The organism is Pseudomonas sp. PD9R (assembly GCF_019200975.1).
In the GTDB taxonomy this organism is placed as follows: Bacteria; Pseudomonadota; Gammaproteobacteria; order Pseudomonadales; family Pseudomonadaceae; genus Aquipseudomonas.
In genome coordinates this window covers 428,450-454,113 of the sequence record NZ_JAHTMR010000001.1, presented here as the reverse complement: position 1 = coordinate 454,113, position 25,664 = coordinate 428,450, and the positions used below count along the sequence as shown (strand labels likewise).

23 protein-coding genes are annotated in these 25,664 nt (G+C 59.9%); 8 read left to right on the top strand and 15 right to left on the bottom strand.

Annotation, left to right across the window (positions count from 1 at the left end; translation table 11 throughout):
* Window positions 1-237: 237 nt before the first annotated feature.
* Window positions 238-1,077, bottom strand: a complete 840-nt coding sequence (locus KUF73_RS02070) for an AraC family transcriptional regulator (protein ID WP_218436371.1) — start codon at window positions 1,075-1,077, stop codon at window positions 238-240.
* A gap of 97 nt (window positions 1,078-1,174) precedes the next feature.
* On the opposite strand from KUF73_RS02070, the gene KUF73_RS02065 reads away from it, so the two are divergent.
* The gene (locus KUF73_RS02065) at window positions 1,175-2,092 is read left to right on the top strand and encodes a LysR family transcriptional regulator (RefSeq protein ID WP_218436370.1); all 918 of its coding nucleotides are present in this window, start codon (window positions 1,175-1,177) and stop codon (window positions 2,090-2,092) included.
* A 119-nt stretch (window positions 2,093-2,211) separates the two neighbouring features.
* Here KUF73_RS02065 and KUF73_RS02060 read toward each other — a convergent pair whose 3' ends face one another.
* Entirely contained in the window at window positions 2,212-3,126 is a 915-nt protein-coding gene (locus KUF73_RS02060; protein WP_218436369.1) for a LysR family transcriptional regulator, read from the bottom strand.
* A gap of 71 nt (window positions 3,127-3,197) precedes the next feature.
* Here KUF73_RS02060 and KUF73_RS02055 point away from each other — a divergent pair, with 71 nt between their 5' ends.
* Together KUF73_RS02055 and KUF73_RS02050 are read left to right on the top strand one after the other, a co-directional pair.
* Entirely contained in the window at window positions 3,198-4,268 is a 1,071-nt protein-coding gene (locus KUF73_RS02055; RefSeq protein ID WP_218436368.1) for an AraC family transcriptional regulator ligand-binding domain-containing protein, read from the top strand.
* Between the two features lie 213 nt (window positions 4,269-4,481).
* Window positions 4,482-5,246, top strand: coding sequence for a ChbG/HpnK family deacetylase (locus tag KUF73_RS02050; protein WP_218436367.1), 765 nt, complete (start codon window positions 4,482-4,484; stop codon window positions 5,244-5,246).
* Window positions 5,247-5,403: 157 nt separating this feature from the next.
* Here KUF73_RS02050 and KUF73_RS02045 read toward each other — a convergent pair whose 3' ends face one another.
* Window positions 5,404-6,210 (bottom strand): bifunctional 2-polyprenyl-6-hydroxyphenol methylase/3-demethylubiquinol 3-O-methyltransferase UbiG, encoded by an 807-nt coding sequence (locus KUF73_RS02045; protein ID WP_218436366.1) that lies wholly within the window; start codon window positions 6,208-6,210, stop codon window positions 5,404-5,406.
* Window positions 6,211-6,386: 176 nt separating this feature from the next.
* On the opposite strand from KUF73_RS02045, the gene KUF73_RS02040 reads away from it, so the two are divergent.
* Window positions 6,387-6,770 (top strand): hypothetical protein, encoded by a 384-nt coding sequence (locus KUF73_RS02040; RefSeq protein WP_218436365.1) that lies wholly within the window; start codon window positions 6,387-6,389, stop codon window positions 6,768-6,770.
* Window positions 6,771-6,808: 38 nt separating this feature from the next.
* On the opposite strand, the gene KUF73_RS02035 is transcribed toward KUF73_RS02040, so the two are convergent.
* The 5 genes from KUF73_RS02035 to KUF73_RS02015 all read right to left on the bottom strand — a co-directional run bounded on the left by KUF73_RS02035 (window position 6,809) and on the right by KUF73_RS02015 (window position 15,363).
* Entirely contained in the window at window positions 6,809-8,239 is a 1,431-nt protein-coding gene (locus KUF73_RS02035; RefSeq protein WP_218436364.1) for a sigma-54 dependent transcriptional regulator, read from the bottom strand.
* Entirely contained in the window at window positions 8,208-9,701 is a 1,494-nt protein-coding gene (locus KUF73_RS02030; RefSeq protein ID WP_218436363.1) for a sensor histidine kinase, read from the bottom strand. Before KUF73_RS02030 ends, KUF73_RS02035 begins: the two co-directional genes overlap by 32 nt.
* Before the next feature lie 102 nt (window positions 9,702-9,803).
* The gene (locus tag KUF73_RS02025) at window positions 9,804-10,907 is read right to left on the bottom strand and encodes an SCO family protein (protein WP_256345303.1); all 1,104 of its coding nucleotides are present in this window, start codon (window positions 10,905-10,907) and stop codon (window positions 9,804-9,806) included.
* A gap of 17 nt (window positions 10,908-10,924) precedes the next feature.
* Window positions 10,925-13,729, bottom strand: a complete 2,805-nt coding sequence (locus KUF73_RS02020; RefSeq protein WP_218436361.1) for a multicopper oxidase domain-containing protein — start codon at window positions 13,727-13,729, stop codon at window positions 10,925-10,927.
* 185 nt (window positions 13,730-13,914) lie between these two features.
* Window positions 13,915-15,363 (bottom strand): ATP-binding protein, encoded by a 1,449-nt coding sequence (locus KUF73_RS02015; RefSeq protein ID WP_218436360.1) that lies wholly within the window; start codon window positions 15,361-15,363, stop codon window positions 13,915-13,917.
* A 293-nt stretch (window positions 15,364-15,656) separates the two neighbouring features.
* Here KUF73_RS02015 and KUF73_RS02010 point away from each other — a divergent pair, with 293 nt between their 5' ends.
* From KUF73_RS02010 to KUF73_RS01995, 4 genes are read left to right on the top strand one after another with little or no spacing between them, the layout of a single operon-like run.
* Window positions 15,657-17,003 carry a hypothetical protein gene (locus tag KUF73_RS02010; RefSeq protein WP_218436359.1) on the top strand — a complete coding sequence of 449 codons (1,347 nt, stop codon included), beginning with the start codon at window positions 15,657-15,659 and terminating at the stop codon, window positions 17,001-17,003.
* Between the two features lie 35 nt (window positions 17,004-17,038).
* Window positions 17,039-19,285: an Ig-like domain-containing protein gene (locus KUF73_RS02005; RefSeq protein WP_218436358.1), complete on the top strand. Its 2,247-nt coding sequence runs from the start codon at window positions 17,039-17,041 to the stop codon at window positions 19,283-19,285.
* A 59-nt stretch (window positions 19,286-19,344) separates the two neighbouring features.
* The gene (locus KUF73_RS02000; protein ID WP_218436357.1) at window positions 19,345-19,806 is read left to right on the top strand and encodes a curlin; all 462 of its coding nucleotides are present in this window, start codon (window positions 19,345-19,347) and stop codon (window positions 19,804-19,806) included.
* A 26-nt stretch (window positions 19,807-19,832) separates the two neighbouring features.
* Window positions 19,833-21,281 (top strand): curlin, encoded by a 1,449-nt coding sequence (locus KUF73_RS01995; RefSeq protein WP_218436356.1) that lies wholly within the window; start codon window positions 19,833-19,835, stop codon window positions 21,279-21,281.
* A gap of 172 nt (window positions 21,282-21,453) precedes the next feature.
* On the opposite strand, the gene KUF73_RS01990 is transcribed toward KUF73_RS01995, so the two are convergent.
* The 7 genes from KUF73_RS01990 to KUF73_RS01960 form a co-directional block, all read right to left on the bottom strand.
* Entirely contained in the window at window positions 21,454-21,783 is a 330-nt protein-coding gene (locus KUF73_RS01990) for a DUF6124 family protein (protein ID WP_218436355.1), read from the bottom strand.
* Window positions 21,784-22,588: 805 nt separating this feature from the next.
* Entirely contained in the window at window positions 22,589-23,464 is an 876-nt protein-coding gene (locus KUF73_RS01985) for a CsgG/HfaB family protein (protein WP_218436354.1), read from the bottom strand.
* Window positions 23,465-23,495: 31 nt separating this feature from the next.
* Window positions 23,496-23,915: a curli assembly protein CsgF gene (locus KUF73_RS01980; RefSeq protein ID WP_218436353.1), complete on the bottom strand. Its 420-nt coding sequence runs from the start codon at window positions 23,913-23,915 to the stop codon at window positions 23,496-23,498.
* Complete coding sequence (csgE, locus tag KUF73_RS01975; protein ID WP_218436352.1) at window positions 23,912-24,301, bottom strand: curli production assembly/transport protein CsgE; 390 nt, start codon at window positions 24,299-24,301, stop codon at window positions 23,912-23,914. The genes KUF73_RS01980 and csgE overlap by 4 nt, the downstream gene beginning before the upstream one ends.
* Window positions 24,298-24,837, bottom strand: a complete 540-nt coding sequence (locus KUF73_RS01970) for a type II secretion system GspH family protein (protein WP_218436351.1) — start codon at window positions 24,835-24,837, stop codon at window positions 24,298-24,300. The genes csgE and KUF73_RS01970 overlap by 4 nt, the downstream gene beginning before the upstream one ends.
* The gene (locus KUF73_RS01965) at window positions 24,812-25,186 is read right to left on the bottom strand and encodes a type II secretion system protein (RefSeq protein ID WP_218436350.1); all 375 of its coding nucleotides are present in this window, start codon (window positions 25,184-25,186) and stop codon (window positions 24,812-24,814) included. The genes KUF73_RS01970 and KUF73_RS01965 overlap by 26 nt, the downstream gene beginning before the upstream one ends.
* A 4-nt stretch (window positions 25,187-25,190) precedes the next feature.
* A complete protein-coding gene (locus tag KUF73_RS01960; protein WP_218436349.1) occupies window positions 25,191-25,664 on the bottom strand; it encodes a type II secretion system protein in 474 nt (157 codons plus the stop codon).

The following is a 25,664-nucleotide window of genomic DNA, read 5'->3' as shown; positions in this document are numbered from 1 at the left end:
GACAAAAAGTAATCATCGGTGGTGGTGTTTGCGAATCCTCGGGGTGGGATTGTGTGAACATCCATTTTTGCGATAACGGCCGTTTTTCAAACGTAAGCAACATCAATGGCAAGATCAAAAGATCGCAGCCTTCGGCAACTCCTACATGGGATTGCGTACTCCTATAGGCGCTGTCGAAGGCTGCGATCTTTTGATTCTGATCTTCCCGTCAACCCGCAGCCACCTCCACCGGTGCCGCTACACCCCCAACCGAAACTGCTTGGGCGTAATACCAAACTGCTTGCGAAACGCCCGGATAAAATTGCTCGGTTGACGATACCCGAGGCGCTCGGCGATTCGTTCGATCGGCTGGTCGCCCGCCGTCAGCCAGTGTCGCGCCAACTCCAGACCGTCGCTGCGCGCATGTTGTGCCACCTCGGTCTGCCAGTGACGCAACATGCTCTGGTGCAGGAACGGGTTAGCGCCAAGCAAGGGTTCATCAAGGCTCGCAAGTGGAAGTGTCAAACACGGATGTGGCCCTTCTTGAACCTCGATGCCAACGCTGCGCAACCACTCACCGGCGGCTTGTTGCAGTGTCAATTCGACACCGGTAAACACCGCGCCGGGCGCCCGTCCGAGACGCCGGGCAATGTTGCGCACCAGCGTCAGCGTCGCCGCGTCCAGCGCGAAAAAATGCGGCTGCTGGTCGACACTGCGCAGGTGCAAGCGGGCCTGCCCGTCGACCTCCTCCAGCTCTGCCAGCACCGCGTCGGTCACCCGTGGCAGGAACTGGACGAAACACCCGAGACTGGCGCGCAGCGTGCTGGCGGAGTCGAGCAAAATGTTCAAGCCTTGCAGACTGGTCGTCGCCATGCCATTGACCATTTCGCAGCCAAATGTGGCACCTGCGCCCAGGCGCTCGCACTCACGCCACAGCTGGTCGACCAAATGCCCAGGAACGCGCAACCCCTGCCCGTCCAGTAACGACAAACAGATTCCAGCCCGCTGCAATAGTTGCTCCTGGCACAGGCCGGAACGTTGGGCGTGGCTGAGAATGGTGCGGGTGAAAGCGCTGGAGGCGAAGGTTTGACTGGTCATGGCGAGCTACGGCGGGAAGACAGGCGTGTACTTATGCCAGTCACTGTGATATCGATCAAATGCATTAAAAGTATCCGCCGAATGCAGGAGACGCATGATGGATCTACGACAGCTTCGCCACCTCGTCGCACTGGCCGATTACCGCAGTTTTGGCCGCGCCGCCGAAGCGATCAATCTGAGCCAACCGGCCTTCAGCCGTAGCATTCAGACCCTGGAACGAGATCTCGATTGCGCGCTAGTGGAACGCAGCAGTCGCGAATTCCGCCTGACCGGCCAGGGTGAATTGGTGTTGCAACACGCCCGGCGTCTGCTTGCGGGCAGCCAGGCATTGCACAACGAGTTGACCCAATACAACGGCCTGACCGGCGGCGAATTGCATTTCGGCAGCGGCCCGTATCCGGCGCAGCTGTTGGTGCCCGAAGCGCTGGCGCAGTTCATCCAGGCGCATCCGGCGATCCGCACCCGCTTCCACCAGGGTGACTGGGAACAACTGGCGTTGTGGCTGCGCGAACAGCAGATCGAGTTTCTGGTCGCCGATTCGCGTTACTTCACTGGTGATCCGCAGTACCAGGTGCAACTGCTGCGACCACGGCGGGGGCGGTTTTTCTGTCGCGTCGATCATCCCTTGGCCAACCGCGAAAACCTGCCGCTGCGCGCCCTGCTCGACTACGCGGTAGTCGGTACACGCATTCCGCCGATGATCCGCAAAATCCTCGCCGATGTGCAGGGCGAACCGGACTTCAACCCCAGCGTCGAGTGCGCGCAATTCGACGCCATTTGCCGCGTGGTCAGGCACTCCGACGCGGTGGGTATCGCCACCATGGAAGCCCTCGTCGAACAAGTCGATCAGGGCTTGATACAGCTGCTGGAGTTCGTCGACGTGCCCCGCGACGACCCGGGTTTGCAGTTGCATTACGGCATTGTCAGCCGCGTCGGGTATTCCCTGACACCGGCGGCGCTGGCGATGGTTGAGGCGATTCTGCAAGTCGACCAACGCCTGCTTGAGTCCCTGTAGGAGCTGCCGCAGGCTGCGATCTTTTGATCTTGCCCTTAAAAAAGATCAAAAGATCGCAGCCTTCGGCAGCTCCTACAGGGGATCAGTGATGCCAGGAAAAACCGGTTCGTGGCAAAAATCTACGCGCGCCGTGCCAGCGCCTGCAGCGCACGTGGCTCACCCAGCGCACGCAACAGGCAATGCATCGCCTCCTCGCGGCTTCGTTCGAAGCGATAGCGCGCCTCGATGTACAGCGCCAGTTTCAGCTCCACCGGTTCTTCCAGCGGCAGGGGCACATGCTGCAAGCCCAGCACCTCGGCAACCCGACTCGGCAGGCTCATGCCGAAGGGCTGCCGGTCGGCGATCAACTTGGCGGCCAGCGTGCTTTGCGTGTTCACCGCGAGGTTTCGGCGCAAGCCTTTCAAACCAAGGTGCAGATCCACCGGACTGAGCCCGTCGCGGCGGCTGGAAATCTGAATTTGCGGTTGTGCCAGATAGGCCTCCAGCGTGCGCGGTGGCTCTTTGAGTGCAGCGCCATAGGCAAACACGTAATGGTCCGCCGGCAGCATCTGTTTGTGCAGGCCAGTCAGCCCGGCCAATGGTTGGTCGAGGTCGATCAGGATATCGAGCTTGCCACTCGCCAGTTCCTGCAGGGCATCGCGCCGGCGCGGCTGGAAGTAGCGTACCTGCCAGTCGGCATGGGGCGATTCGAGCAACGCATCGAGCAACACCGGTTGCAGGCAGTCCAGGCAACTGATGCGCAGCAACGGGTTGTTCTGCCGCGCGGCGGGAATCATGCGCAAACCGTCACGCAACGACTCCAGCGCGGCGCGCACGTAGTCGGCCAGCCGATGCGCGACCAGCGTCGGCGTCACGCCCAAACGGCTTTTGATGAACAGTGGATCGCCACACAATTCGCGCAGGCGACGCAGCGCATTGCTCATGGCCGGTTGCGACAGGCACATCACCTCGGCGGCGCGGGTGACACTGCGCTGCTGGTAAATCGCATCGAAGGCAAGCAACAGGTTCAGGTCGAGCTGGCGTAAATCAAGCATGGTCTTGCTCCGGCAAATCGCTTAACGTCGGGCAGCCTAACCAGTGTTCTGACACAAGCTGTGAGCCCTACATGACAAAAAGCGATCAGCCACCCCGTGATCAACCCTCGGCGAATGCGTTCTACGCGCCGACCCTGCTGCCGGCCATTGAAGAACTGCTCGCGCGCGGTGTTGCCCGGGAGAAAATCGAAGGCCTTTTGCGCCGCAGCCTGTTCGAGTTGCGCACGCCATTCATGCGGGTGCCGTTATTCCTGTCGCGAAGTTTTTGGGCATTCGCGCTGGAGGAAACGCAAGACCCAATGATCGGGTTGACGGCCGGACGGCGATTTGTCTCCACCGCGACCAATGGCCTGACGTACCTGTTCGACGTGGCTGCTTCACTGGAAACCGCCTGCGATTTTTTCGAACGGTTCTTTCCGTTCTTCAGCGGCCACTTCGAAGCGCGAATCGTGCGCCACGAGAAAGGGGTTGAACTGCGTCTGCTCGACTGCGGCGGCGTGAGGGCCAGCGCGCCGATTGCCGATTACATCCTCATCAGCCTGTGCAGCATGCTGCGTCGAAAATTCCTCGCCAGTGGCCTGGAGAAGGACCCCATCCTTGGCGTCGACCTGGCCTTTGCCTGTCCAGCCTCCCCTGAAAACCATGAGCAGGCATTCCGCGCAGCGGTGCGCTGGGGCGTGGCGCAGCATTCGATTCACCTTGACTCACAGCTGTTCGTCATTGCGTTGACCCCCGGCAATCATGAACTGGAACAGACCCTGGTGGCGTTGCTGGAACAGACCCGGCGCAACAGCGAACCGACCTTGCTGGAGCAAGTCAGCGACCACCTGATCGCCGACTTGGCCGGTGCCAACTGGCAGCAGTTTTGCGCCGGCCATCACTTGCTTGAACGCACAGCTGCACGACGGTTGAAGGCGCTGGGCTGGAGTTTTTCAGAGTTGCTCGACGAGTACCGTCGCTGTCGCGCCGAAGACCTGTTGCAGGCGGCGGACCTGGAGCTGGTGGAGGTTTCCGACCAGTTGGGTTACAGCGATGTGCAGAGTTTCAACCGCGCGTGTTTGAGGTGGTTTGGTTGTGCGCCGGGGGTGTACCGGGCACGGTGGGGACAGACCCCGAATGACGCCCGCTTATCGCTTTCCTGAAAATCTTCGCGCCCCTTTCAGACCCCGGTAAATCCAGCAGCAGTAAGCGTTTGATGGCAACTGGAGGAAAAGTCCGGACGTGATTCAGGCAAGCAGCATGTCATTTTGCCGGTATGGATCTTCAGGGCTGGTCTATACCCTTCTGACGGTTTCATTTCTGATCTTTGCGGCGACTTCCGAGCGGCACCTACCGAAAACTTCTGGAGGACGAACATGCCTCGCCAAGTCATCGTCAACGCTGACGATTTCGGCCTCAGTGCCTGTGACAACGCGGTGATTCTGGGGGCTTTCCAGGCCGGGGTCATCAGTTCCACCACCGCCATGGCCAACATGCCTGCGTTCGAAGCCGCGTGTTCCCTGGCCCGGCATCCGTTGCTGGAAGGACGCGTCGGCCTGCACTTCAACCTCACCCATGGCCGCCCGCTGAGCCGGCGGATTCTTGCGCGCCGGACCTTCTGCGACAGTGCCGGCGTGTTCGACCTCAACTTGTCCCGCGCCCGCCTCTGGCTCGGTCATCAGGATCGCCGCGCCGTTCTGGAAGAGCTCGAAGCCCAATGGCAGCGCTGCCTGGACCACGGTGTACGGCCCAGTCATCTGGACTCCCACCAAAACGTGCACAACATCTGGCCCATCGGCGAGATCGTCGCACGCTTCGCTGCGCGCCAAGGTGTTCCGGTGCGACTGGCGCGAAATCTGGGGCCACAACCGAGCCTGCCCAAACGCGTGTTCAAGCAATTGCTCAACCATCGCTTGAGCAGCTTGGCGGGCTCCACCGCCGACTACGTCTGCACCCCCGTGGACCTGCGCAACGCCACCCCGCCTGACGACGGCTTACTGGAAATCGTCGCCCACCCCAACCAGCTCGGCGCTGACTTTGGCGATGCTTATCTGGATCAGGGCGAGTCGTTGAGTGCACTGCTGGAACAGCGATTGCCGGGAGTGCCGCGGGTTGCGTATGGGGTGGCTGAAGAAACATGATTTATCTGGCTGAAAGATATTGATGTCTGTGGTGCCGCCATCGCGAGCAGGCTCGCTCTCACATTGGATCTTCGTTCAGAGCAGGATTTGGGTTTGACGCTGATCAACTGTAGGAGCGAGCTTGCTCGCGATGGTGCCAGTCGCATCACCACTTCAGTCAGCGTTTCACGGCAACCAACGTAAAACACAACGGCAACTGCGCCGCTTGCTGCTGATAACGGTTATAGAGTTCCTCGCGGTTGGAATGCGGGTACTCCTTGAAGTGGCTGATGTTAAGGCCAGCGGCGATGGCGCCGCTGAAGATCGCGCCCAGGGTGTGAACGAACCAGAAGGACGCAGCAGCCTGCTGCTCGACCTTGCCTTCGTACACGATCGGCTCGTTTTGCACGAAGGGCTCGCAGCGAAAATAGGAGCTGTCGAGGCGATAGGGATCAGCGGCTTCGGGGTCGAACATTTCCAGAAACGGATGGGTTTCGTACACCACCAAGGCGCCACCCGGTTTCAGGGTTTGTGCCACGTGCCGGAAGAACTCGCTAATGTCCGGCATCCAGTTCAGCACGCCGATGGTGATCAGTGCCACGTCGAAGCGGCCCTGCAATTGCGGTGGCATGCGGTGAATGTCCGCCTCGATGAATTCGGGCGAATGCGGCGAGCGGGACGCCAGTTCCCGCGCCTGATCCAGAAAGGCTCCGGACTGGTCGATGCCGACCACATGCCTGGCGCCCAACGCATACAGCGACAGGCTCTCGCGACCGTTGTTGCAACCCAGTTGCACCACCTCTTTTGCGTCGACACCGACTTGAGTCAGCAGCCCGGCCAGGGTTTCATCCAGACAGGAGAAATCCGCTTGAGTGACAGCCCAAAGTAACGCCTGCCAGTCGGGGCTGTCTTTGTGGTGTCGGGCGGAGTCATTCCAGGCATCGCGGTTACTGGCGATGGCTGTTTCGTGTGTTGGCATTTCCATTGCTCACTCCAGAATCGGCTTTTTTGTTGGCCGGCCGAGTCTAGATCACCGCGAGGTAGAACCCCATTCAGCGTTTGTTGTGATCTTGTAATCCCGGCCTCACCAACGCTCACCCACCGGAACGCTATAGTTAATGGCCTGGGGAAAAACCGAAAACCGATTTCACAGGTGCTGCCATGAACAAGACTGAACAGACGCTGTTGCTTGCCCTCTGCCTGACCGCCGCCACTTGTGCGCAAGCGGATGACAGCCTGATGCAAACCGAGCAATCGAGCAGTGAATTCAACTATTACGGGGCGGACCAACCCTTCGCCCATCCCGCGCCCATGACGATGAGTACGGTGCCGCCGGGGGCCTACATTCCAACATCACCCGGCGACTTCATCCCGGTTTCAAGCCAGCATGTGTTCTCCGATTCACAGTTGCCAACGGTCGCAGACGCGACCGTTCGCGTTTTCATCCGTTCCTACGATGCCGAGCACGGGGTCTACGTGAACCAGGAAGTCCTCGACCCGACGTGCATGCTGGCCTGCCTCAGAACGCCGGAGCCGGCGTTGTAGATCTGTAGGAGCAAAGCTTGCTCCTACAGGCGATCGCCTTACCACTGGCGCTTGTCCGGGCGCGCCAGGCCGAGTTTTTCGATCCGGTAACGCAGCATGTCGCGGCTCAGGCCCAGCAGCCGTGCGGACTTGGTGACGTTCCAGTCGGTCTTGTCGAGCATTTTGCGCACCATGTCGCGCTCGACCTCCGGCAGGTTCATCGACTCGTTGCCGTTATAGAGCGGGCGCGAATCGCTGGCGGGCATCTCATGCTGGAACATCGGTGGTTCATCCACCAGGCTCAGGCAGACATTCAGCTGATGGGCCGCAATGGTATCGCTCTGCGCCAGCAACACGGTTTGCTCCAGCATGTTGCGTAACTCGCGCACGTTGCCCGGCCAGCTGTAGTTGAGCAGCAGTTCTTCGGCCTGATCGCTGAAATGCAGGTTCGGCTTGCCGTAGCGCTTGCCGTGGGTCCCGAGAAAGTGTCGCGCCAGCAGCAGAATGTCTTCGCCACGGGCATACAGGCGCGGCACCTTGATCGAGATGATGCGCAGGCGGAAAAACAGGTCGCGGCGGAACTTGCCCTGCTGGACCATTTGTTCGAGGTTGCAGTTGGTGGCGCTGATCACCCGCAGGTCGACTTTGCGCTCCTTGACCGAACCGACCCGACGAATCGTCCGGTCCTCCAGCAGCTTCAGCAGTTTGGCTTGCAGCAGCAGGTCCATTTCACCGATTTCATCGAGAAACAGTGTCCCGCCATCCGCCGCTTCTACCAGACCGAGGCGACGGTCCTTGGCGTCGGTGAAGGCGCCCTTCTCGTGACCGAACAGCTCGGACTCCACCAGATTGGAAGGAATCGAGGCGCAGTTGAATTCAATGAACGGGCCTTTGGCGCGCGGACCATCAAAATGCAGCGCCCGAGCAACCAGTTCCTTACCGGTACCGGTCTCGCCTTCCACCAGCACCGGTGGCAGGTCGGCGTTGGCCATGCGGCGCTCGGCATCGAGCAGCTGGGCGATGGTGCCCTTGAGGTAAACCATCGGTGCCGAATCACCAATCAGTGCCTGCACCCCGGATTTCTGCGCTTCGCGCTCTTGATAGAACGACAGCGTGCGCTCCATCCGATCGGTGGCCAGGGCCTTGTCCAGCAACAGTTTGAGCTCCGGTAACGCAACCGGTTTGGTCACGTAGTGGAAGGCACCTTCTTTCATCGCCACCACCGCGTCTTCAACGTTGCCGTAGCCGGTCATCATGATCACTTTCAGATCCGGTGCGCTGACACGCAGCTTCTGGATCAGGTCATGACCACTCATGCCCGGCAACGAGTTATCGGTCAGCACGACATCAGGCACAAAAGTACCCAATTGCTCCAGTGCGTCTTCAGCCGAGTGGCAGACCGTCACCTCGAAGTCCTTGCGCTCCAGGTAAGTCTGAATATTCTCGGCGAGGAGTTCATCATCCTCGACCAGCAGTATGCTGTGTTCCATATTCCCCTCCCGTTGCCACTTTAAAGTTGAGGCTTACGCGGGTTCCTTCCTGCTCTTGGCTGGTCAGTTCTACCGAGCCTTCGAATCGCTCCATTATTCTTTTGACCAGGGCCAGGCCTACACCTAACCCTCCTTGTTTGGTGGTGAAAAACGGCTTGAAGACCATTTGCTGCTGCTGTTTGGTCATGCCCTTGCCGGTATCAGTGAGAATCATGCACACCTGCCCGGACGCGAGTGTTTCAAGATCGATACTCAACACCCCGCCCTTGGGCATGGCTTCCAGGGCGTTGGCAAACAAGCTATTGAGAATTTGCGTGAGTAGCACCTGTTGACTGACGACCGGTGGAACACTTTTGGGGGTGAAGCGCACTTCGACGTTCGAGCGCTTGATCAACGGCTCGAAGGCACTGAGTGTGTCGTCGATGGCCAGGACCAGGTCGACGTTTTCATCGTCGTCATTCACCGGCCGCAATGACACCAGCAATTCGCGGACCCAACGCGACATGCGATCAACCTGACTGATGATGTCGCCGATGTTCTTCTGTGCGGTCTGGCTGGCGATTTCCTGGGCCAGTTCAGCGCTGGAACGGATGTTCGCCAGCGGGTTGCGCAGGCTGTGGGCGACCGCCGAGGACATTTCACCAAGGGCCACGAACGTCTCGTTGGCAATCAGTTGTTTCTGCTGGCTCTGCAGCAACATGGCTGCGCGCCGCACAATCCAGAACAGCCCCAGGTAAATGGCCGCGCCACCGAGCAGCGTCGCCAGCCAGATAGCTTTAAACCCACGCTGGATACGCTCCACCAGATCAATCGGTTCCTTGTAGATCTCGACCATGGCGATCACTTTGCTTCGGTCGGCGTTGAACATCGGGATGTAGTTCTCGATGAACAGGTACTGAGGTTCACGCAGCAAGCGCTGTTCGGGGCGCTCTTCATCGATTTCGTGGTAGCTGGTGGACACCGGTTCTTTCATTTCGAAGGACTCGTCGAGTTCATCGTCATCGTCGATGCGCACGCCGATCAACTCGGGGTTGGTCGACCAGACCACGGTGCGGTCCAGGGCGTAGACCGTGGCCAGGAGAATGTCCGGCAGGTGCTCGACATGATCGAGAAACTCGATGCGCGAAGCCGCACGGGCCGCTGGATCGACATCGGGATAGGCATTGTCCTGACGCGGGTCGAGCATTTCGCCCATGGTTCTTTTCGGGGTAATCGCGGCATGGCGAACTTCGGCGTCGCCAATGGCCTGAATGAATTGCGCGGTCAGCATCGAGTCGCGCTCGATGCTCTCTTCAACCACGAAGCGCGTGGATATGTAGCCCAGCCCCAAGGCCACGGCGGCAATAATGAAAAAGCTCGCCAGGGAAAACCAGCGCACAAGATTGAACGGCGGTCGCCAATCCTTGCTTTCTGCTGCCGGTGTCTCTGGCGCAGGCATTTTTTGTTGTTCCAGTATCTGCATGGGGCTGTCCTGGATGCTGGTGATCTAGCCTTTTCAGCCGTGTTTCGGATCAGTGTAGGTGGCATTGATCGCGACCGACGGTCCAAGGAAAGTATTTCGCCACTATTGCACCTGAGTCGTGTTCGGCACCGCGACGGCGTGATGATGTTCCGGCTCTTCATTGCCCGCAGCCAACGGCGCTACCAATGGGTGTTGGCGGTCGGTTTCTTCCTGCAGAAAATCGATGATCGACTGCGCGGAGAGTTCATCCATGCGCAGATTCGGCATCGAGATTTTGTCGAACCGCTCGTACAGCTCCATGGCGATCGGATCTTTTTCCTTGAGCATACGGTCTGGCTCGCGGATCCAGCGGTTGAGCCACGCGGGATCACGCTGACGGGTCACGCCGACCAGATCGGGGCCGATGCTGCGCATGCCAATGCCCTGCCCATCCTGCGGGCCTAGGCTGTGACACGACGCGCAGCGGGTGCGAAACAGTTCTTCGCCATTGCTCGGCGGGCGGATTTGCGGCGCATTGGCGTAGCTTTCTTCACTGCTGGGTTGTTTCCAGTTCTGCAAGGTATTGGCCAGTTGATCGGCAAGAATCCACGGATTTTCGAAGGGCGACGCTTTCATCCAGCGCCCCGTCTCCTGGTTGCCGACGATCAGGCTCAGGTTGTGATCCTTGCTGCGGCCGTTATCCACGCCCTCGATGAACAAGCCGAGTTTCTGCCGCAGTTCGGTGACATCGGCGAATTCCCCGGTGAGGAATTTCCAGCCCGGCCCGACCTGGAAGCGCTGCGCGTAGGCCTTGAGCACCGCGGGTGTATCGCTCAAGGGATCGATGCTGATGGAGTAGAAAAAGATGTCCTTGCCGACCCGGTCACCGAGCAGCTTCTGTACCTGACGCAGGCGCGCGGTTTCCAGCGGGCAAGAGTCGCTGCATGACGTGAAGATGAAATTGATCACCACCACTTTGCCCTTGATCAGGTCATCGAAAAAACGCACCTGCCGACCGTCCTGGTCGGTCAGCAAGGTGTTGGGGAAATAGTCGCCACCCCACGGGGTGGCGGATTCAGCAACGGCTGTGGTTGTAGTGGCGGGTGCAGGTACAGGCGTCGACGGTGACGGGCTGGCGACCAGCAACTGGCTGGCCAGCAAGCAGGTTGCCAATACCAGCACCAGGTGCATGCCCAAGTCTCGCGAGCGTGGTGTTTGCCACTTCATGTCGACACCCTCCCTGTTCATTTTTTAACAGTCACTTGTGGGCCCATGCCGTCGCCAGTACGGAAGGTTGGCAGTGCGGCAGAGTTCACGTAGCGCACACCATCCCAACTTGGCAGCGGCGTCGGCATCAACTGGAATTGACCGGGCTTCTCAATGTCCCAACGCAGCAGCATGGAGTTGTCTTCGTGCTGGGTGTTGTGACAGTGCTCCATGTACGTCCCGGCGAATTCACGGAAGTTGATCGCCATTTCCACGCTGTCCAGGCCATCGGCTTCAGAACCAATGCGGTACACGTCCTTGCGTGCCCATTTTTCCCATTCCGGTGGTGCCTTGCCGCCACGGCTGAGGATGATCCCTTCCTCGAAGTGCACATGCACCGGGTGGCTCCAGCCTTTGCCGCCGAGCTTGATGTTCCACACTTCCAGGGTGCCGAAACCGGCAGCCCCGGCATCGGTGGGACCGCTGGCCAACTGGGTCGACGCGTTCAGGCGACGAGGGTCCATGTGGAAGCCGAAGCCGCCATCGGTCTTGACCGTCCACGGCGCTTCATCGGTGCCGTCGGAACGACCGAAGATGAAGCTGCGGTGACGGGCATTGGCCAGCAGTGCCTTGTCGGCAACGTTATCGCGGTGGATTTTCAGCGGGATCATCACCAGGCCTTCAGCCTTGCCAGGTTTGGCCGGTTCGTACAGCGCCGGGTCCATGGCCAGGTCCTGACCGGTGTAAGCCTTGACGTTGAGTTGCAACACCTTGCCCACTGCCGGGTCGCCCTTGTCCCACTGTGGGCCTTTGCTGGTTTGCTTGATCACCGCCAGGTACTTCTCGGACAGCACGTCGCCCAGGGCGATGGGTTCTTTCGGACCTTTGCCGTCGTCGTGGGCCAGCAGGTTGACGAAGAAGATCTTGTCCCCCGGCTTGATGCCGTTTTTCGCGAAGTTGACGATGATGTCGAAGCGCTCGGCGATCCCCTGAGTCGGCAGGATTGCGTTGTGGTTCTGTTTATCGCCGTCGGCGTCCAGATCCATGGTGCCGTCGAATGGCACGCTGTGCTCCATGATGTTGCCGTCGTTGGCAATCATGTGGAACGGCACGCGGGCATAGGACAGACCCGATCCTTTAGGCCCCTGGAACTCGCCACTGGTGCCCTTGATTTCCCGCACGAGCGCCCACTTGTAATAACGCGACACCGAGCCGTTGAGCATGCGGAACCGATAGCTGCGGGCACGCACGTCCAGGGTGGGTTTCCATCCCCAGTTGACCACCACTTGATCACCCAGGAAGCCGTCGGTGTTGAACGGGTTGAACCACAGCTGACCGTTTTGATCCCAGGCCTTGTCGGCGAACACCAGGTTGACGTCATAGTCGCGGTTACCCCACGGCAAGGCGTTGCCGCTGGGGAAACGCAGGTTGACGCCGTCGTTCACCGCTTCGTTGCCACGGTCCAGCGCGCTGTAATAGTTCATCATCGCCGCGTTGCCCTTGTAGACGTTCTGCGCGGTGAAATCGAGCATGTGGTCATGGAACCAGTGCGTGCTCATGGTTTCGCGCCAGTCGCCACGGATCTTGATCGTGCCGTTTTCGCAGGTCTTCTTGCTCGGGTTGACGTCATTGGTCCACAGAGTTTCACCCGGTGCGCACGGAAATGCTGCGCGCGGATCATGGGCGTCGGTGTTGATGCTGTCGTACCCCGCCAACTGGATCGGCCAACGATAGTCGTAGTACTGCCCGGGAAAGAAAAACGCATTGGCATAGCCGTCACTTTCCGCGGGTCCATGGCCGTTGTGTTCGTGGGTGGTAATGGTGTGCAGACCAAAACCCATATTCGCCGACGGGTCGATGGGCAAGCCGTTGTAATGACGCATCAGCATTGGCTGGCCGTAACGCACCATCAATAGTTTTGGCGGCAAGGTGCCGTCGAACGTCCATACCGAGTTGTGGTTCTGCACCGGCATCTTCGGATGCAGGCGCACATCGGTACCCTTGGAAGTGCCATCCGTTGCCGGTATGCCCGCGACGTTGTGATAGAGACCACCGGGGCCGAACTCTCCGAGGGCATAGCCGTGCATTTGCCGGGCATCACGCAAGCCGCCGTTGACCCGCGCACCGGTCTGCACGGTTTTGTAAGCGTTCTGCGGGTAGAACTCGTTCCAGCGTTGATGCGACCAGCCTTTTCCTGGCGGACGACCTTCAGCCGAAGAACCGATGTGGCGATTGAGGAAATACTCGATCTGCGCCTGCCAAGGGTTGCGGTCCACCACGTTGGAAAACTGGCTGGGAAATGGCGTCAGCCCCGGTTGGCGCAAGAAGGTATCGAGCGCCAGGCCTGGCGGCGCACTGCGGGCCGCGCTGGTAGGGTCTTGCGCCGGCAACGGGCCAATGGCTGCCGGAGGAAACGGCAGGGGCGCGGCTGGCGTGGTGGGGTCGAGTTTTTCCGGCCCGAATTCCTCGAACAGCAGCAATTGCTGGGTGAACGGTTGAGCGCCAAACAACGGGCTCGGTTTGCCATTGGTGGGGTAGTTGAAACTGGTCTGCGCACTGGGTGGCAGAACGTTTTCGACCCGCGTGGCGTCGCGTGTGCCTTTGACCCCGTCTGGCAAATCGAAGGAATCTTCGTTGGCCTCCGGCATGGTCAAAATGGCACTCAACGCTGCCGGTTCATCGGCCGGTTCGTCGTAGTAGGCCGAAGGATCGGACGGTTCTGGCTGTCGCTCGTCGTCTATTGGGCTGGCGCGCAACGTCCCTGAAGCTAGCGTCATCGAGATAAGGACGCTCAGAGGCGTCAACAGGAACCACTTGAAGGGATACCGCGATTTTCTGTCCATCACCAGCCGCCTCGTATGTGTGAAGGGGGTGATGGAGGTTTTGCAATTAGCTCGCCAGATTTGTAACAACTTTATACAAAAGTATTAATACCCACTGAAACAATGGCTTATCAACATCAATGTGCCATGACCGGGGAAACGACTGGGGAATGACACCCGCTAGCGGGGATAGTTCACACCCATTTTCAGGGAATCAGCTTGAACGACAGACGGACGTGGGTGCCTTCGCCTTCACGGCTATCCAATGCCACCGTGCCGCCAAAACGCTCCATGATCCGCTTGACCAGCACCAGCCCGACCCCAAGCCCGCCCTGCTTGGTGGTGAAGAACGGGCGGAACGCCATGGCGCGTTGTTCTACGGTCATGCCTTTGCCGGTATCGCCCACCACTACGCAAACGCCATCAGCACCGGCCGGTTCCAGAGTGATGGTCAGCGTACCGCCTTCGTCCATCGCCTCCAGCGCATTGGCCAGCAAACTGTTGAGGATCTGCGTCAGCTGCACTTGCTGGCTCAACACCATCGGCGTTTCTTTGGGCTCGAATACGACGCTTATCCGCCCCTTGGTGATCTGCAGTTCATAGGCCGAGAGGCTGTCGTGAAGGGTTGCCACCAGGTTCACCGGCTCGGCCTCATCACTCAGGGGACGTAGCGATTGCAGCAACTCGCGTACCCACTTCGACATACGGTCGACCTGCCCGATGATGTCATTGATGTTCTTGTGCGCCGGGCCGCTGTCGAACTCCAGCGCCAGCTCGGCGCTTGAGCGAATGGTTGCCAGCGGATTTCGCAGACTGTGGGCGACCGCCGATGACATCTCGCCCAAGGCCACAAAGGTTTCGTTGGTGATCAATTGCTTTTGTTGCTGCGCCAGCAGAATCGCCGCCCGTCGCACAATCCAGTACAGCCCCAGGTAAATCAGAACGCCGCCCAGGGCCGTGGCCAGCCAGATCATCACCAGGCCACGCTCCATGCGATTGATCAGATCCTGGGGCTCTTTATAGATCTCGACCATCGCCGTGACCTTGTCGCCATCGGCATCGAACAATGGAATGTAGTTCTCGATGAAGATGTATTCCGGCGGCGTCACGAACTTCTGCTCCATGCGCGACTTGTCCACATCGTGATAGCTGGCCGATACCGGAGTCTTTGCGTTGAAGGCTTGATCCAGGTCCTGATCGGCATGGATCGTGGTGCCCATCAGTGCCGGGTTTGTCGACCAGATCACCATGCGGTCGGGCGCATAAATATTGGCCAGGATGACGTCCGGCAAGTGTTCGACGTGGTCGAGAAATTCACCCCGGGCATTGGCACGGGCCATGGGGTCGACCTCCGGAAAGTCCTTGTCTTTGCGTGGGTCGAGTAACTCGCCCATGGTCCGCACATTGGGGATCGACACGTGACGCACTTCGGCCGAGGCAATCGCCTGAATGAACTGCGAGGTCAGCAAGGCATCGCGCTGCACACTTTCAGTGATCACGAACTTTGTGGACACCGAGCCCAGCGCCACCGCCACCGTACCGATCACCGCCATGCTGATGAGCGAAAACCAGCGCAGCAGATTGAACGGCTGTTTGCGCGTGCTCAAGCGAATATCGCCCTTGTCGGACTGAAGTGTTTTTGCCAGTGTCGTCATGAGCGTTTATCCCGCAAAACCCCTACAAGGTTTATAGCCCACTACTGGCAGTTTGCCCGACGTTGGGTTTTCCCCTCCCCCCACTTTCCCCACTCCGCACCGCCGCCCCCATCTACCCCCAATGCTGGGGAAAGAGGCCCGTTCCCAACATCGGGAAACCGCCTTCGCTTGCGCTGTAAATGCCTGTGGCTCGGGCCTCTCGCGGACATTTCCGCCGGTTGGTATGGAAGTTGCCGAAGCCCTGTCAACTGACCCATCCCCAAGGGGCAGGTACTCTGATAGAGGGAATACTCATGCACCCTTTACTGTCCAAAACCGCGACCGCCCTGGTCGTGACCGCTCTTGCCCAAGGCGTCGCCCAGGCAGCGTTGTTTGCAGTCGATCCCGGACCTTATCTGCCAGCCAATGGCTCCTTCGCCTCCTGGTATCAGGACACACATGGTCGAACCCTCGATTTGTGCCTGTCCAAGGCAGTCAGCTCGAGGGTCCCCAGCGCGCCGGGAGCCCCGACGTACATGTGCAATTTGCTACCGGCTCCCGGGATCTTCGACGATACGCAACCGGTCGTATTCCCGAACAACTTCCCGGACGAAGCGTTTTGGTTCACCGGCGATGGCACGATCGTCGATGCCGCACGAGGCATCGACCTGACTTACGTCAGCGCCGTTGAAGCGGCCTTCAGTGGCGGCGATCCAGTTGAAGGCGACCAGATCAGCTTCGCCCGTATACGTATACGGATCGATGTTCCTGCTGCTGGCACCTATGTCATCACCCACCCCTACGGCGTCGATGTATTCAACGTCGACACCCCCGGGCGCCGTGCGATCAACATGACCCGGGACATTGGCATCGGCGCGGCGAAAACCTACGACGGAGCGTTGAAGGGGGACATCGGACCGTTCCTGCGCAGCGTCAATGGCCCCTATACCGAAATCAACCCGGTGACCGGCGCGGCCGATCAGTTCGTCGGCGACCCGAACCTGGTAGAAGCTTTCACCGGCAGTCCTTTCAATACCAACTACATCCGCATCGAAGGCCCCAACGGGATCGACCTGCGAACCACGGTGATGGCCATCTCCGGCAAGTTGTCGACCGTGGCCCGGCCGACCCCGATCATCAGTGAGCGCAGCACCTACTCGCGTAAAGCCGGCAGCAGCGCCCCGGTGGCCCAGCAGGACGTGTTCGTCAAGGCACCGCCGCCACCGGCCAAAGTGACCCTGGACAGCAACAACCCCGTGCTCAATCTGACCGAGGCCGACACCACCGGCAGTTGGTACGCCCAGTCCTCCACCAACCCGACGTTGCCGAGCACCTTGCAGGTGACTGCCGACAACCACCTGGCGATCCCTAACAGCACGCCGACCTCCTTGCCCATGCCCCTGACAGACCTGGTAGTGATCTCCCGTGCCGAATACAACCTGACCACCGGGCAAATCACGGTGGAGGCCTCCTCCAGCGATGAAACCTCGCCGCCGGTACTCACCGCCACCTCTGGCGCCGGTGCCGCCATCGGCGCCCTCGGGGGCGGCGGAGTGGTTAAAACCCTGTCCACCGGGATCTCGCCGATTCCACCGGCCAAGGTTCGCGTGACGTCATCCAATGGCGGCAGCGATATCGAAGACGTGGTCATCGTGCAATGAACGCTCACATGGCCAGATCCTCATCAGGAGGCATCATGAACAAATTGCCACGCCTGGCGCTCAACGCCCTGGGACTGACTCTATCGCTGTCTGGCAGTGCTTTCGCGCAACTCGCCGCCGTCGACCCTGGCCCTTATACCTTTGCTTCGGGAAAATTCCCGATCTGGTATCAGGACAATAATCTGCTCTCGATGGAACTGTGCCAGTCGCGGGCGGCCAGTTCGCGGGTGCCGGCTGCCACGCCACCGGCCTACATGTGCACCCTGTTGCCGACCCCGGGCGTCTTCGACGACACCTTGCCAATGGTGTTCCCGGATAACTGGCCGGACGAAGCTTTCTGGTTCCTTGCCGAGACCAACATCCCCAACAACGCCGCCGGTTATGGAATGGACGCCTACGTGGCCGGGATAGAAGCAGCGTTTGCCAGCGGAAACCCGCTCGATGGCGATCAAATCAGCTTCGCGCGGATTCGTATGCGGATAAACGTGCCCGTGGCCGGGACCTACACCATCACTCACCCTTATGGTGTTGAAACAGTCAATGTCACCACGCCCGGTCGCCGGGCTATCAACATCACCCGAGATATCGGCGTCGGGGCACCAGGCGTGTTCAGCGGTGCGTTAAATGGCGCGATCGGACCATTCCTGCGTAGCGTCAACGGACCTTACACCGAAGTGAATCCGGACACCGGCGCTATCGAAACCTTTGTCGGCGACCCGAACCTCACCGAAGCCGTCACCGGCAGCCCCTTCAACACCAACTTCGTGCGTATCGCGGGACCGGCCGGGACTATTCAGTCCAGTCTCTTTACCCTGTCCGGCAAAGTCCTCGATAACCGTGCGCAAACCCATGTGGAACTCGAACGGGCCACCTACCGCCGCACCACCTCGGGCACCGGCACCAGCATCCGGGTCGAAGTCTTCGGCAAAGCGGACAACAGCTCGACCCTGTGCTTCCGCGAATCCGTCGCCCTGGTGCCCGGCCCACCGCCTACGCCATGCCTGACCAACCTGGTGGGTAACGGCACCGGGCTGTTCTTCGGACAACGCCTGTTCAACGGCCCCGTGCCTCCGGTTGTGGTGCTCACTGCCACCAACCCGGCCGGTTCCACCCGCCCGACCTCTGTGTCGAGCAAACTCAGCGACGTAGTGAAAATCCAGACCGCTCGCTACAACTGGAGCAATCACAGCCTGCTGATCGAGGCCACGTCCACCGATGAAGTGGCCGTGCCGGACATGGTTGCCCAGGGTTACGGACGCCTGTCGAAATCCGGCACACTGCAACGCCTGACCGTTGCCGATCTGCCGCAACCACCGGCCACGGTCACTGTTAAATCCGCCGCCGGCGGCAACGATACCGAGCCAGTGGTGGTACTCGGCACAGCACCGGACAGTGGCGAAAACCAGGCACCTATCGCAATCGCTGACAGCGGCAGCACCAGTTTCGGGGTGCCGATCACCCTTAACCTGCTGGCCAACGACAACGACCCGGACGGCAACGTGCCGTTGAGTATCACCGCGCTGACCCAGCCGGCCTCCGGCCAGGGCACCGTGGCACTCAGTGGAACCACAGCCGTCATTTACACCCCGCCAGCCGTGGTCAATGCACCGCTGACCACGACCTTCACTTACAAGGCTCAAGACGTCAAAGGCCTGGCCTCGGCCAATCCTGCAACGGTGACGATTACTGTGGCACCGAACCAGGCGCCTACGGCCGTCGCCGACGCCGCCACCACCCTGGGCGTGGCGATCCCGATCAGTGTGCTGGCCAACGACACCGATCCGGAAGGCAACGTGCCGCTGGCCATCGCCAGTTTCACTCAACCGGCGGCAGGTCGCGGGACCGTCAGCAGTAACGGCACGGTGATTACCTACACCCCACCGGCCACGGTCACCACAGCCTTCACCACGACCTTCACCTACTTCGCCAAGGACAGCTTCGGCGCCGTGTCGGCCTCGCCGGCCACGGTCACGGTGCAAGTCTCGCCACGGCCTGCTGCGGAAACCTTCACGGTGACCACGGCCACGGTGTCCGCCCGTTCCAATAACCGCTTCACCTGGGACTTTGCAGGGACCTCGTCGGTGACCACCGGCAACACCATCACCATCCAGGTCACCACGCCGACCGGGCTGCAAACCCTGGGCACGACCACCGTGCCGGTGACAGGTCGCTGGAGGCTGACGGTGAACAACATCACCACGGTGATTCCGTCGGCGAACCCGACAGCCACCATCACCTCGTCCCAAGGCACCACGCGCACCGTGACAGTGATCGCGAACTGAGCCCTCGCCCCATCGACCACCCGGTCGATGGGGTCGGCCTCATCCCAAAGGAAACAGCCATGAAAATGTCGACCGCCACCCTGCTTTGCCTGCTTCTGCTGTGCAGCAGCGCAGGCGTGCGCGCCGACGATTTGATGGAAAACGACGACCTGGCGCCCGCCGCCGATCTCGGCGAGCTGCCACCACCGGTGGGCCAACACGCAGTGATCGACCAGAACGGCCAGGCCAACATCGCGCTGTTGCAACAGAACGGCCAGTCGCTGCTCGGCCAGATCGTGCAGTCCGGCAGTAATCAGGAAGCCTACATCCTGCAACAAGGCAGCGACCTGATGGCATTGATCAACCAGCAAGGTTCAGGCAACGCCGCTTCGATCGTCCAGAGCGGCAGCCACAACCGCGCGCAGATTTCCCAGAACGGCAATAACAACGACGCCAGCATCGTCCAGGCCGGCACGGGCCAGCAAAGCTCCGTGACCCAGGCAGGAAATGGAATGAGCGTATCGGTCACCCAATATCGCTAAGCACTGCACCACTTGGAGGTTTCATCATGTTCAAACTGACGCCCCTAACCGCCGCCCTGCTGGTCATCATCAGTGCCCAGGCATTGGCCGATGACAGCGTGTCCACGCAAAGCCAGTTCGGTACCGCCAACATCGCCAATGTGAAGCAGACCGCAGCGCCGTTCAGCTCCGCGACGCAACAACAATCCGGCGAGGGCAACGATGCCGCTGCGGTGCAAGACACGGCCACGAGCACCATCACCCAAACCCAGACCGGTGATTTCAACGCCGGCTATGCCGAGCAACTGTTCGAAGACAACAGCACCATCACCCAGAACCAGATCGGCAGTTCCAACACCAGCCACGCCAGCCAGTCGATTGGTGTCGGCGGCGGCGAAGTGCTGCAACAACAGGAAGGCACCGGCAACTTCTCGTTCATCTATCAGGACAGTCAGGAAGGCACCACCGCAAAAACCTTTCAGTACGGTGACAACAACGAAGCCAACGTCGAACAGATTGAACTGGGCGCGGGCAACAACGCAGTGATCATCCAGTACGGCGACACCAACTATGCGACCGCCGAACAAATTGGTCAGATGGGCGGCCAGATCGACATCAACCAGGCGGGCAGCACCAACTATGCCTATGGCGACCAACGCAGCGGCACAGGCGGCAACCTGACCATCAACCAATTCGGCGACTTCAACGGCACCGAAGTCTGGCAAGACACCCAAATCGGCAGCAAGGCCACCGTCAGTCAATACGGGCAGACCAACGAAACCGTAGTCGACCAGAGCTTCGGCGAAAACAACGTCGCCAACGTGGTGCAAGTCGGTGACCTCAACGCGATCTACGCCGATCAGTTCGAGTCCATGGGCTCGACCCTGACGCTCAACCAGACGGGCACGAGCAACGTGCACTTCACCTACCAGAACGGCGACAACCAAGTGCTCAATGCCACGTCGGTGGGTACTGGCAACAAGGTCTACGCCAGCAACTGGAAAGGCCCGCAAAAGGGTGGCCAGTTCGGTAGCAACCAAGTCGCCAACGTCAATCAGAACGGCACCAACAACGTCGCCAACTTCACCCAGAACGGCGTTGGCCACATCATGACCACCAACCAGACCGGCACTGGCAACAAAACCACCGTCACCCAGGCCGACTCCTACAACGAGCTGTACTTCGACCAGAACGGCAGCGACAACATCCTCATCGCCGACCAGCGCGGCACCACCAACCTGGCCCAGGGCAGCAGCAACGGCAGCGGCAACAGCACCGAGTTCACCCAGGACGGCAGCGGCAACCAGGCCTATACCGCGCAGCTGTATGGCGACGACAACATGATCACCATCAAACAGGCCGACACCATGAACGTGGCCTACGTGACCCAGGGCGGCACCGGCAACATCGCCAGCGTCGATCAGAGCGGCATGACCCAGACGGCCAACGTGACGCAATTTGGTACCGCCAACTCGGCGACTGTGTTGCAGAAATAATCGCGCTGCAAAAAAACCGCGATCCTTGAGGGAGGGTCGCGGTTTTTTTATAGCTTGCATATGCCCCCTGTAGGAGCTGCCGAAGGCTGCGATCTTTTGACTTTGTTTTTGAAGAGCAAGATCAAAAGATCGTCCGAACGCGGCCCGAGCCTTCGGCAGCTCAGGGCGGTGGTCAGCCTTGCGGGTCGAGGTTATCCAGCGCCCGGTTTACTGCCAGGTCGGCCAGCATGATGACCTGCTGGATGCCCAACAACATACTGCGTTGCGGCCCGTCCACAAACGTTGCGAAGTCAGTCGCCATGATGCTCGCGGATGCCAGGGATTCACAGGCGTGGGCCAGTAGGCTCTCGGTGTCTATGTCCGGGGCGATGAAGAATATTGTGCTGGGTTTGTGGGGGATGCAGGATTTGAGGATGGCGGGTTTCAGGTGGAGGTTGGAGGCGCGGTTGGTGGTGTTGCTTTCGGTATCTGAATCGGGGGGAGTGGGGGTTGATTTCGCCATGGTGAAACTCCGTCTATAGGGTTTGAAGCCGCAGCATTCGATTCCAGCCGAATGGGTGGCAGCTGTACGCAGGCTGGAATTCCCGGGATAAACGAGCCCGGTAGACCCGAAGGTCTCCCGCGCACAGCCGCCATAACGGAGTGCACGCAAAGCGAGCGCAGCATACGTTATGAAGGGCGCTATTGCGCCGTTTATACATCGGGATTCCAGCCCCGGTCGCTGAATTGGCAGCGACGTCCGGAGGCTAGACTTTGAGCTTCCGACGGACAACCTTAAAAACCTGTAGGAAAACCCACCAAAAATGCCAAGGATGTCAGCTCTTTCTGTAGGAGCTGCCGAAGGCTGCGATCTTTTGATCTTGCCCTTCAAAAACAAAGTCAAAAGATCGCAGCCTTCGGCAGCTCCTACTGGGGCGAACCGTTTTTGCTTCTCACCACTCATCAGGCCGAGCGTTAGCTCGCCTTCAGCTCTTGATCTTGATTCACCCGCCCCCTCGGGAGGCTGAGTGGAGGTGTTCATCCGGGGAGTGGCGCAAAGCGCCGTTCGACGCAGTCGAACACGCTGCATGTAGGTCGAAGCGAAGCCGACCGGAGGGCAGTGTCCCCGGATGGATACCGCAGCGAAGGAACGCCGAGCCTCAGCGAGGGGCCGGACGCAAGGGGCGAGCCTTTTTTTGCTTACTTTTTTTTGGCGTTTGAAAAAAAAGTGAGTCGCCGTAAGGGCGAAACCGCCAGCCGCCCTTACCGCAGAAACGGATATGTACTCAAAAAACCAAGAACCAGGTCGGCCCGAAGGCCGCCTCGGTTCACTCACCCTCACCCTCACCCCCACCCTCAGGGTCCACCTTGTTCTGCGTCAGATAACGATCCAGCGTGTCATTGCTCGCTGGCGAATTATCCCCGGCCACCTGCCACAAATGCCGCTCGATCCCCTGCGCCAGCATATGCCCCACCGCCGCCTCGATCGCCGACAACACACACAGTTGCGCCGGTTCGTTGGTGGTGTAGCCGACCTCGGCCTCCAGCAACTTCTTGAACTCGATGAACTTGAACACACCAGCACTGCGGGCCACGGAATAGATGGTCTTGCTGGTCATGACATTGGACAGCACCTGCCCGCTACGCACATCGACTGCGCGCAAATTCACCGTAACCTGATCCACGCGGTATTCCCGGGAAATGTCGATGCCCAGGTAGCGCGCCCCTTCCCCGCCGCTGCGCACGTTGGTGTCGTAAGCGATGATCCCGCCCTCAAGCATCATGTTCGCCGCTTGCAGCGGTGGCAGTTCAGCCTGAATGTTCACCGGCGTGTTCGGTTTCTTTTGCGAGGCACGGATGATTTTGCGTTCGGTCAGCAGGTTCTGCAGCCCTTCACGCTCCAGCACCACGAACCAGCCACTGGCCTGCAAGGCGTCCATCAGCATACTCGCCGCGCCTTGGGTCACGCTGGTGGAAAAGGAACTGGCCGGCGTCGGTTTGTACTGCCCGGTCTGATCGCGGAAGCCATACACCACCGCCATCAATCGGCCCTTGGGCCGTGGCATGTTCAACAAGTCGTAATAGGTAGAGGCCCTGGGGGTCAGGGTCGGGGTTTTGCTGTCCTGCTCGGCCGGCATCGGCTCGCGCAGACTGCACCCTTGTAATGCCGCCAACAGCATCCCTAGCAAGATTATTTTTTTCATGTCCATCACTCCCCATCAACCCAAATCCCCTTCAAGGGGCCAGGCCGTTCACCTTGATTTCCGAAAGTTCGCCGGTCGCTCGGTCGGTCACCTGAATCGTCAGTTGCCCTGAATCGTCGACGACGTTGACGATGAAAGCGTCGGTAGAAAGGCTCCCGGTGTTGCCGGTGGAAATGTTGTCGAGCAATTGCCCTAGCAATCGCGATTGCAACTGACTGGTAAAGCGCTCCAGGGCCGAAGTCCCGGCCACGGCGGTGCGATCCTTCAAGTCAGGGTCGTCGAAATCGTTTTGCGCCTGGGCATTGTTGAGCAGCCAGGTGCCATTCAACGGGTTGCCGCCAAACGATGGGTTGATAGGCGTGTAGACCAGTTCCGTAGCCTGGACCAGGGCGCAACTTCCCAGCCCGAGCAACCAGAGCCCAAGGTGCCGCGAGACAGTTTTCTTATTCATAATTCGTCCCTCTCAAGGTCCGTGGTGTCCTGCAACAAGGCTTCCAGCTTGCGCTGGACAATCTGCCCGCGTACCTCGTCGGCGGCGTTATAGGCCTCGTCCTTGAGTTCCACGGTATTCGGCGGCAGGAAACGCCGATAAACCAAACGCTGTTGATATTCCACCGTCACCAGGCTGCCCCAGCGAGCCGAAGGTCGTTCGCGTACCACCAGGTTGAAATCCATCGGGCTGGTGGCCCGCAGGCGTTCACTGAACGAGTAATAGAAGTCGTGGCCAATGTGCGAAATCGTGTCGTCGATGATGAAGCCCAGCATCTCGTCCTCTTCGCCGGCCGAGGCCATGGAGGTGGTCAACACCAGGATCAACGCCACGCAGAACCGGTTCATGGCTGCAACGCCTGAGGGGCTTTGCTCTGGCCTTTCGCCGGGCCCGAGGTGCCGTCGAGGAAGGCCTTCTCCGCGACAAACTGCCAGTCCTTGTAGCTGGCCATACCATTGAAATCCGACCACTGACTGGGAAAGTCCGCCTGTTTCAGAGGCTTCTCGGTGGAGGGACTGTTGATGCCACTGATGCGCCCGTCGAAACCGCGCATCAAGGTCCATTCGCCGCCACCAATCGGGTCCGGGTACAACTGCCGCAAGTGGTGCTTCGGGTTAGGGAAACGCTCGTCCTGCAACAGATCGGCGAGTTCTTTCGGGTACTGGGCCAAGCCTGGCGAACTGCGGTAATAGCTGCGCAATGCCTGGGCGTATTGGGTGCCAACCCACAGCAGTTGGCGCTCGCGATCACGGCGCGAGGCGGTGGCCCATAATTCGCCGGCACTGGCCAGGCCCATGCCCATCACCATGATCAGGAACAGCACACCCAGGTAGGTGAAGCCGCCCTGCGAAGCAGGTTTACCACTCGGAATAAAGGCTGCCATCACGCGCCCTCCCTGTGGCACCGCTCTTGATATCGGCAACCCCGCCCTGCACGCCATCAGGCGGCGCGACCAGGACCCAGGCGTCCTTGCGTTCGCTGATCGGGTCTGTCGGCTGGTTGCGCAGGTAACGCTGCTCAACCATTTGTTCAATGGAATCGGGATAACGCCCGGTATCGCCGTAATAGTGATCCAGCGCTTCGCGCATCGCCGACAGGCTCTGGCGCAGGGTGGTCTCTTTCGAGGCTTCGAGGCTGTTGAAATAGCGCGGCAAGGCGATGGTCATCAGCGTCGCAATGATTGCCATGACCACCATCAGTTCAAGCAGGGTAAAGCCCTTTTCCCGGCGCATAGATTCACCACTCCCGGTAGGCGATGCCGTTGAGACCCTTGCCCCGGGCCTTGGAGTAAACGTCAAAGACGTCTTCGCCATCGCGCGGGTTTTGAGCCGTACTGTCATAAGAGCGCAAGCCCCAGCCACCGTCGTCGTCACGCTTGACCGGGGCCAGCGGGTCGTGGGGCACGCGCCGCAGGAAATAGAACTTGGCCCCCTTGGCGCTGCGCACATCACGCACGCCATCGACCAACACTTTCAGGTTCGGCGGGTAGCCACTGCTGTCGAGTGATTTCTCGATGTAACCGGCGTCGAAAGCACGTTTGTAGGCGTCGATGGCATCGCGAATCTGGTACAGCGCCGTGCGCATCTCCTGCTCTTTGCCCCGGCGCACCACGGTCTCGGTCAGCGGCGCGGCCAGGCCCGCCAACAGGCCGACCAGGGCCAGCGTCACCACGACTTCGATCAAGGTGAACCCACGTTGCGAGGCGTTCAT

Bases quoted from the DNA above. Each gene is read 5' to 3' on its own strand.
- KUF73_RS01990 (WP_218436355.1), bottom strand. From the start codon at position 21,783: ATGGCGAAATCAACCCCCACTCCCCCCGATTCAGATACCGAAAGCAAC.
- KUF73_RS02030 (WP_218436363.1), bottom strand. From the start codon at position 9,701: ATGCAGATACTGGAACAACAAAAAATGCCTGCGCCAGAGACACCGGCA.
- KUF73_RS01980 (WP_218436353.1), bottom strand. From the start codon at position 23,915: ATGAATAAGAAAACTGTCTCGCGGCACCTTGGGCTCTGGTTGCTCGGG.
- KUF73_RS02005 (WP_218436358.1), top strand. From the start codon at position 17,039: ATGAACAAATTGCCACGCCTGGCGCTCAACGCCCTGGGACTGACTCTA.
- KUF73_RS02035 (WP_218436364.1), bottom strand. From the start codon at position 8,239: ATGGAACACAGCATACTGCTGGTCGAGGATGATGAACTCCTCGCCGAG.
- KUF73_RS01985 (WP_218436354.1), bottom strand. From the start codon at position 23,464: ATGAAAAAAATAATCTTGCTAGGGATGCTGTTGGCGGCATTACAAGGG.
- KUF73_RS02025 (WP_256345303.1), bottom strand. From the start codon at position 10,907: ATGAAGTGGCAAACACCACGCTCGCGAGACTTGGGCATGCACCTGGTG.
- KUF73_RS02060 (WP_218436369.1), bottom strand. From the start codon at position 3,126: ATGCTTGATTTACGCCAGCTCGACCTGAACCTGTTGCTTGCCTTCGAT.
- KUF73_RS02010 (WP_218436359.1), top strand. From the start codon at position 15,657: ATGCACCCTTTACTGTCCAAAACCGCGACCGCCCTGGTCGTGACCGCT.
- KUF73_RS02065 (WP_218436370.1), top strand. From the start codon at position 1,175: ATGGATCTACGACAGCTTCGCCACCTCGTCGCACTGGCCGATTACCGC.
- KUF73_RS01960 (WP_218436349.1), bottom strand. From the start codon at position 25,664: ATGAACGCCTCGCAACGTGGGTTCACCTTGATCGAAGTCGTGGTGACG.
- KUF73_RS02055 (WP_218436368.1), top strand. From the start codon at position 3,198: ATGACAAAAAGCGATCAGCCACCCCGTGATCAACCCTCGGCGAATGCG.
- KUF73_RS02070 (WP_218436371.1), bottom strand. From the start codon at position 1,077: ATGACCAGTCAAACCTTCGCCTCCAGCGCTTTCACCCGCACCATTCTC.
- KUF73_RS02015 (WP_218436360.1), bottom strand. From the start codon at position 15,363: ATGACGACACTGGCAAAAACACTTCAGTCCGACAAGGGCGATATTCGC.
- KUF73_RS02040 (WP_218436365.1), top strand. From the start codon at position 6,387: ATGAACAAGACTGAACAGACGCTGTTGCTTGCCCTCTGCCTGACCGCC.
- KUF73_RS02020 (WP_218436361.1), bottom strand. From the start codon at position 13,729: ATGGACAGAAAATCGCGGTATCCCTTCAAGTGGTTCCTGTTGACGCCT.
- KUF73_RS01965 (WP_218436350.1), bottom strand. From the start codon at position 25,186: ATGCGCCGGGAAAAGGGCTTTACCCTGCTTGAACTGATGGTGGTCATG.
- KUF73_RS02045 (WP_218436366.1), bottom strand. From the start codon at position 6,210: ATGGAAATGCCAACACACGAAACAGCCATCGCCAGTAACCGCGATGCC.
- KUF73_RS01970 (WP_218436351.1), bottom strand. From the start codon at position 24,837: ATGGCAGCCTTTATTCCGAGTGGTAAACCTGCTTCGCAGGGCGGCTTC.
- KUF73_RS02000 (WP_218436357.1), top strand. From the start codon at position 19,345: ATGAAAATGTCGACCGCCACCCTGCTTTGCCTGCTTCTGCTGTGCAGC.
- KUF73_RS02050 (WP_218436367.1), top strand. From the start codon at position 4,482: ATGCCTCGCCAAGTCATCGTCAACGCTGACGATTTCGGCCTCAGTGCC.
- csgE (WP_218436352.1), bottom strand. From the start codon at position 24,301: ATGAACCGGTTCTGCGTGGCGTTGATCCTGGTGTTGACCACCTCCATG.
- KUF73_RS01995 (WP_218436356.1), top strand. From the start codon at position 19,833: ATGTTCAAACTGACGCCCCTAACCGCCGCCCTGCTGGTCATCATCAGT.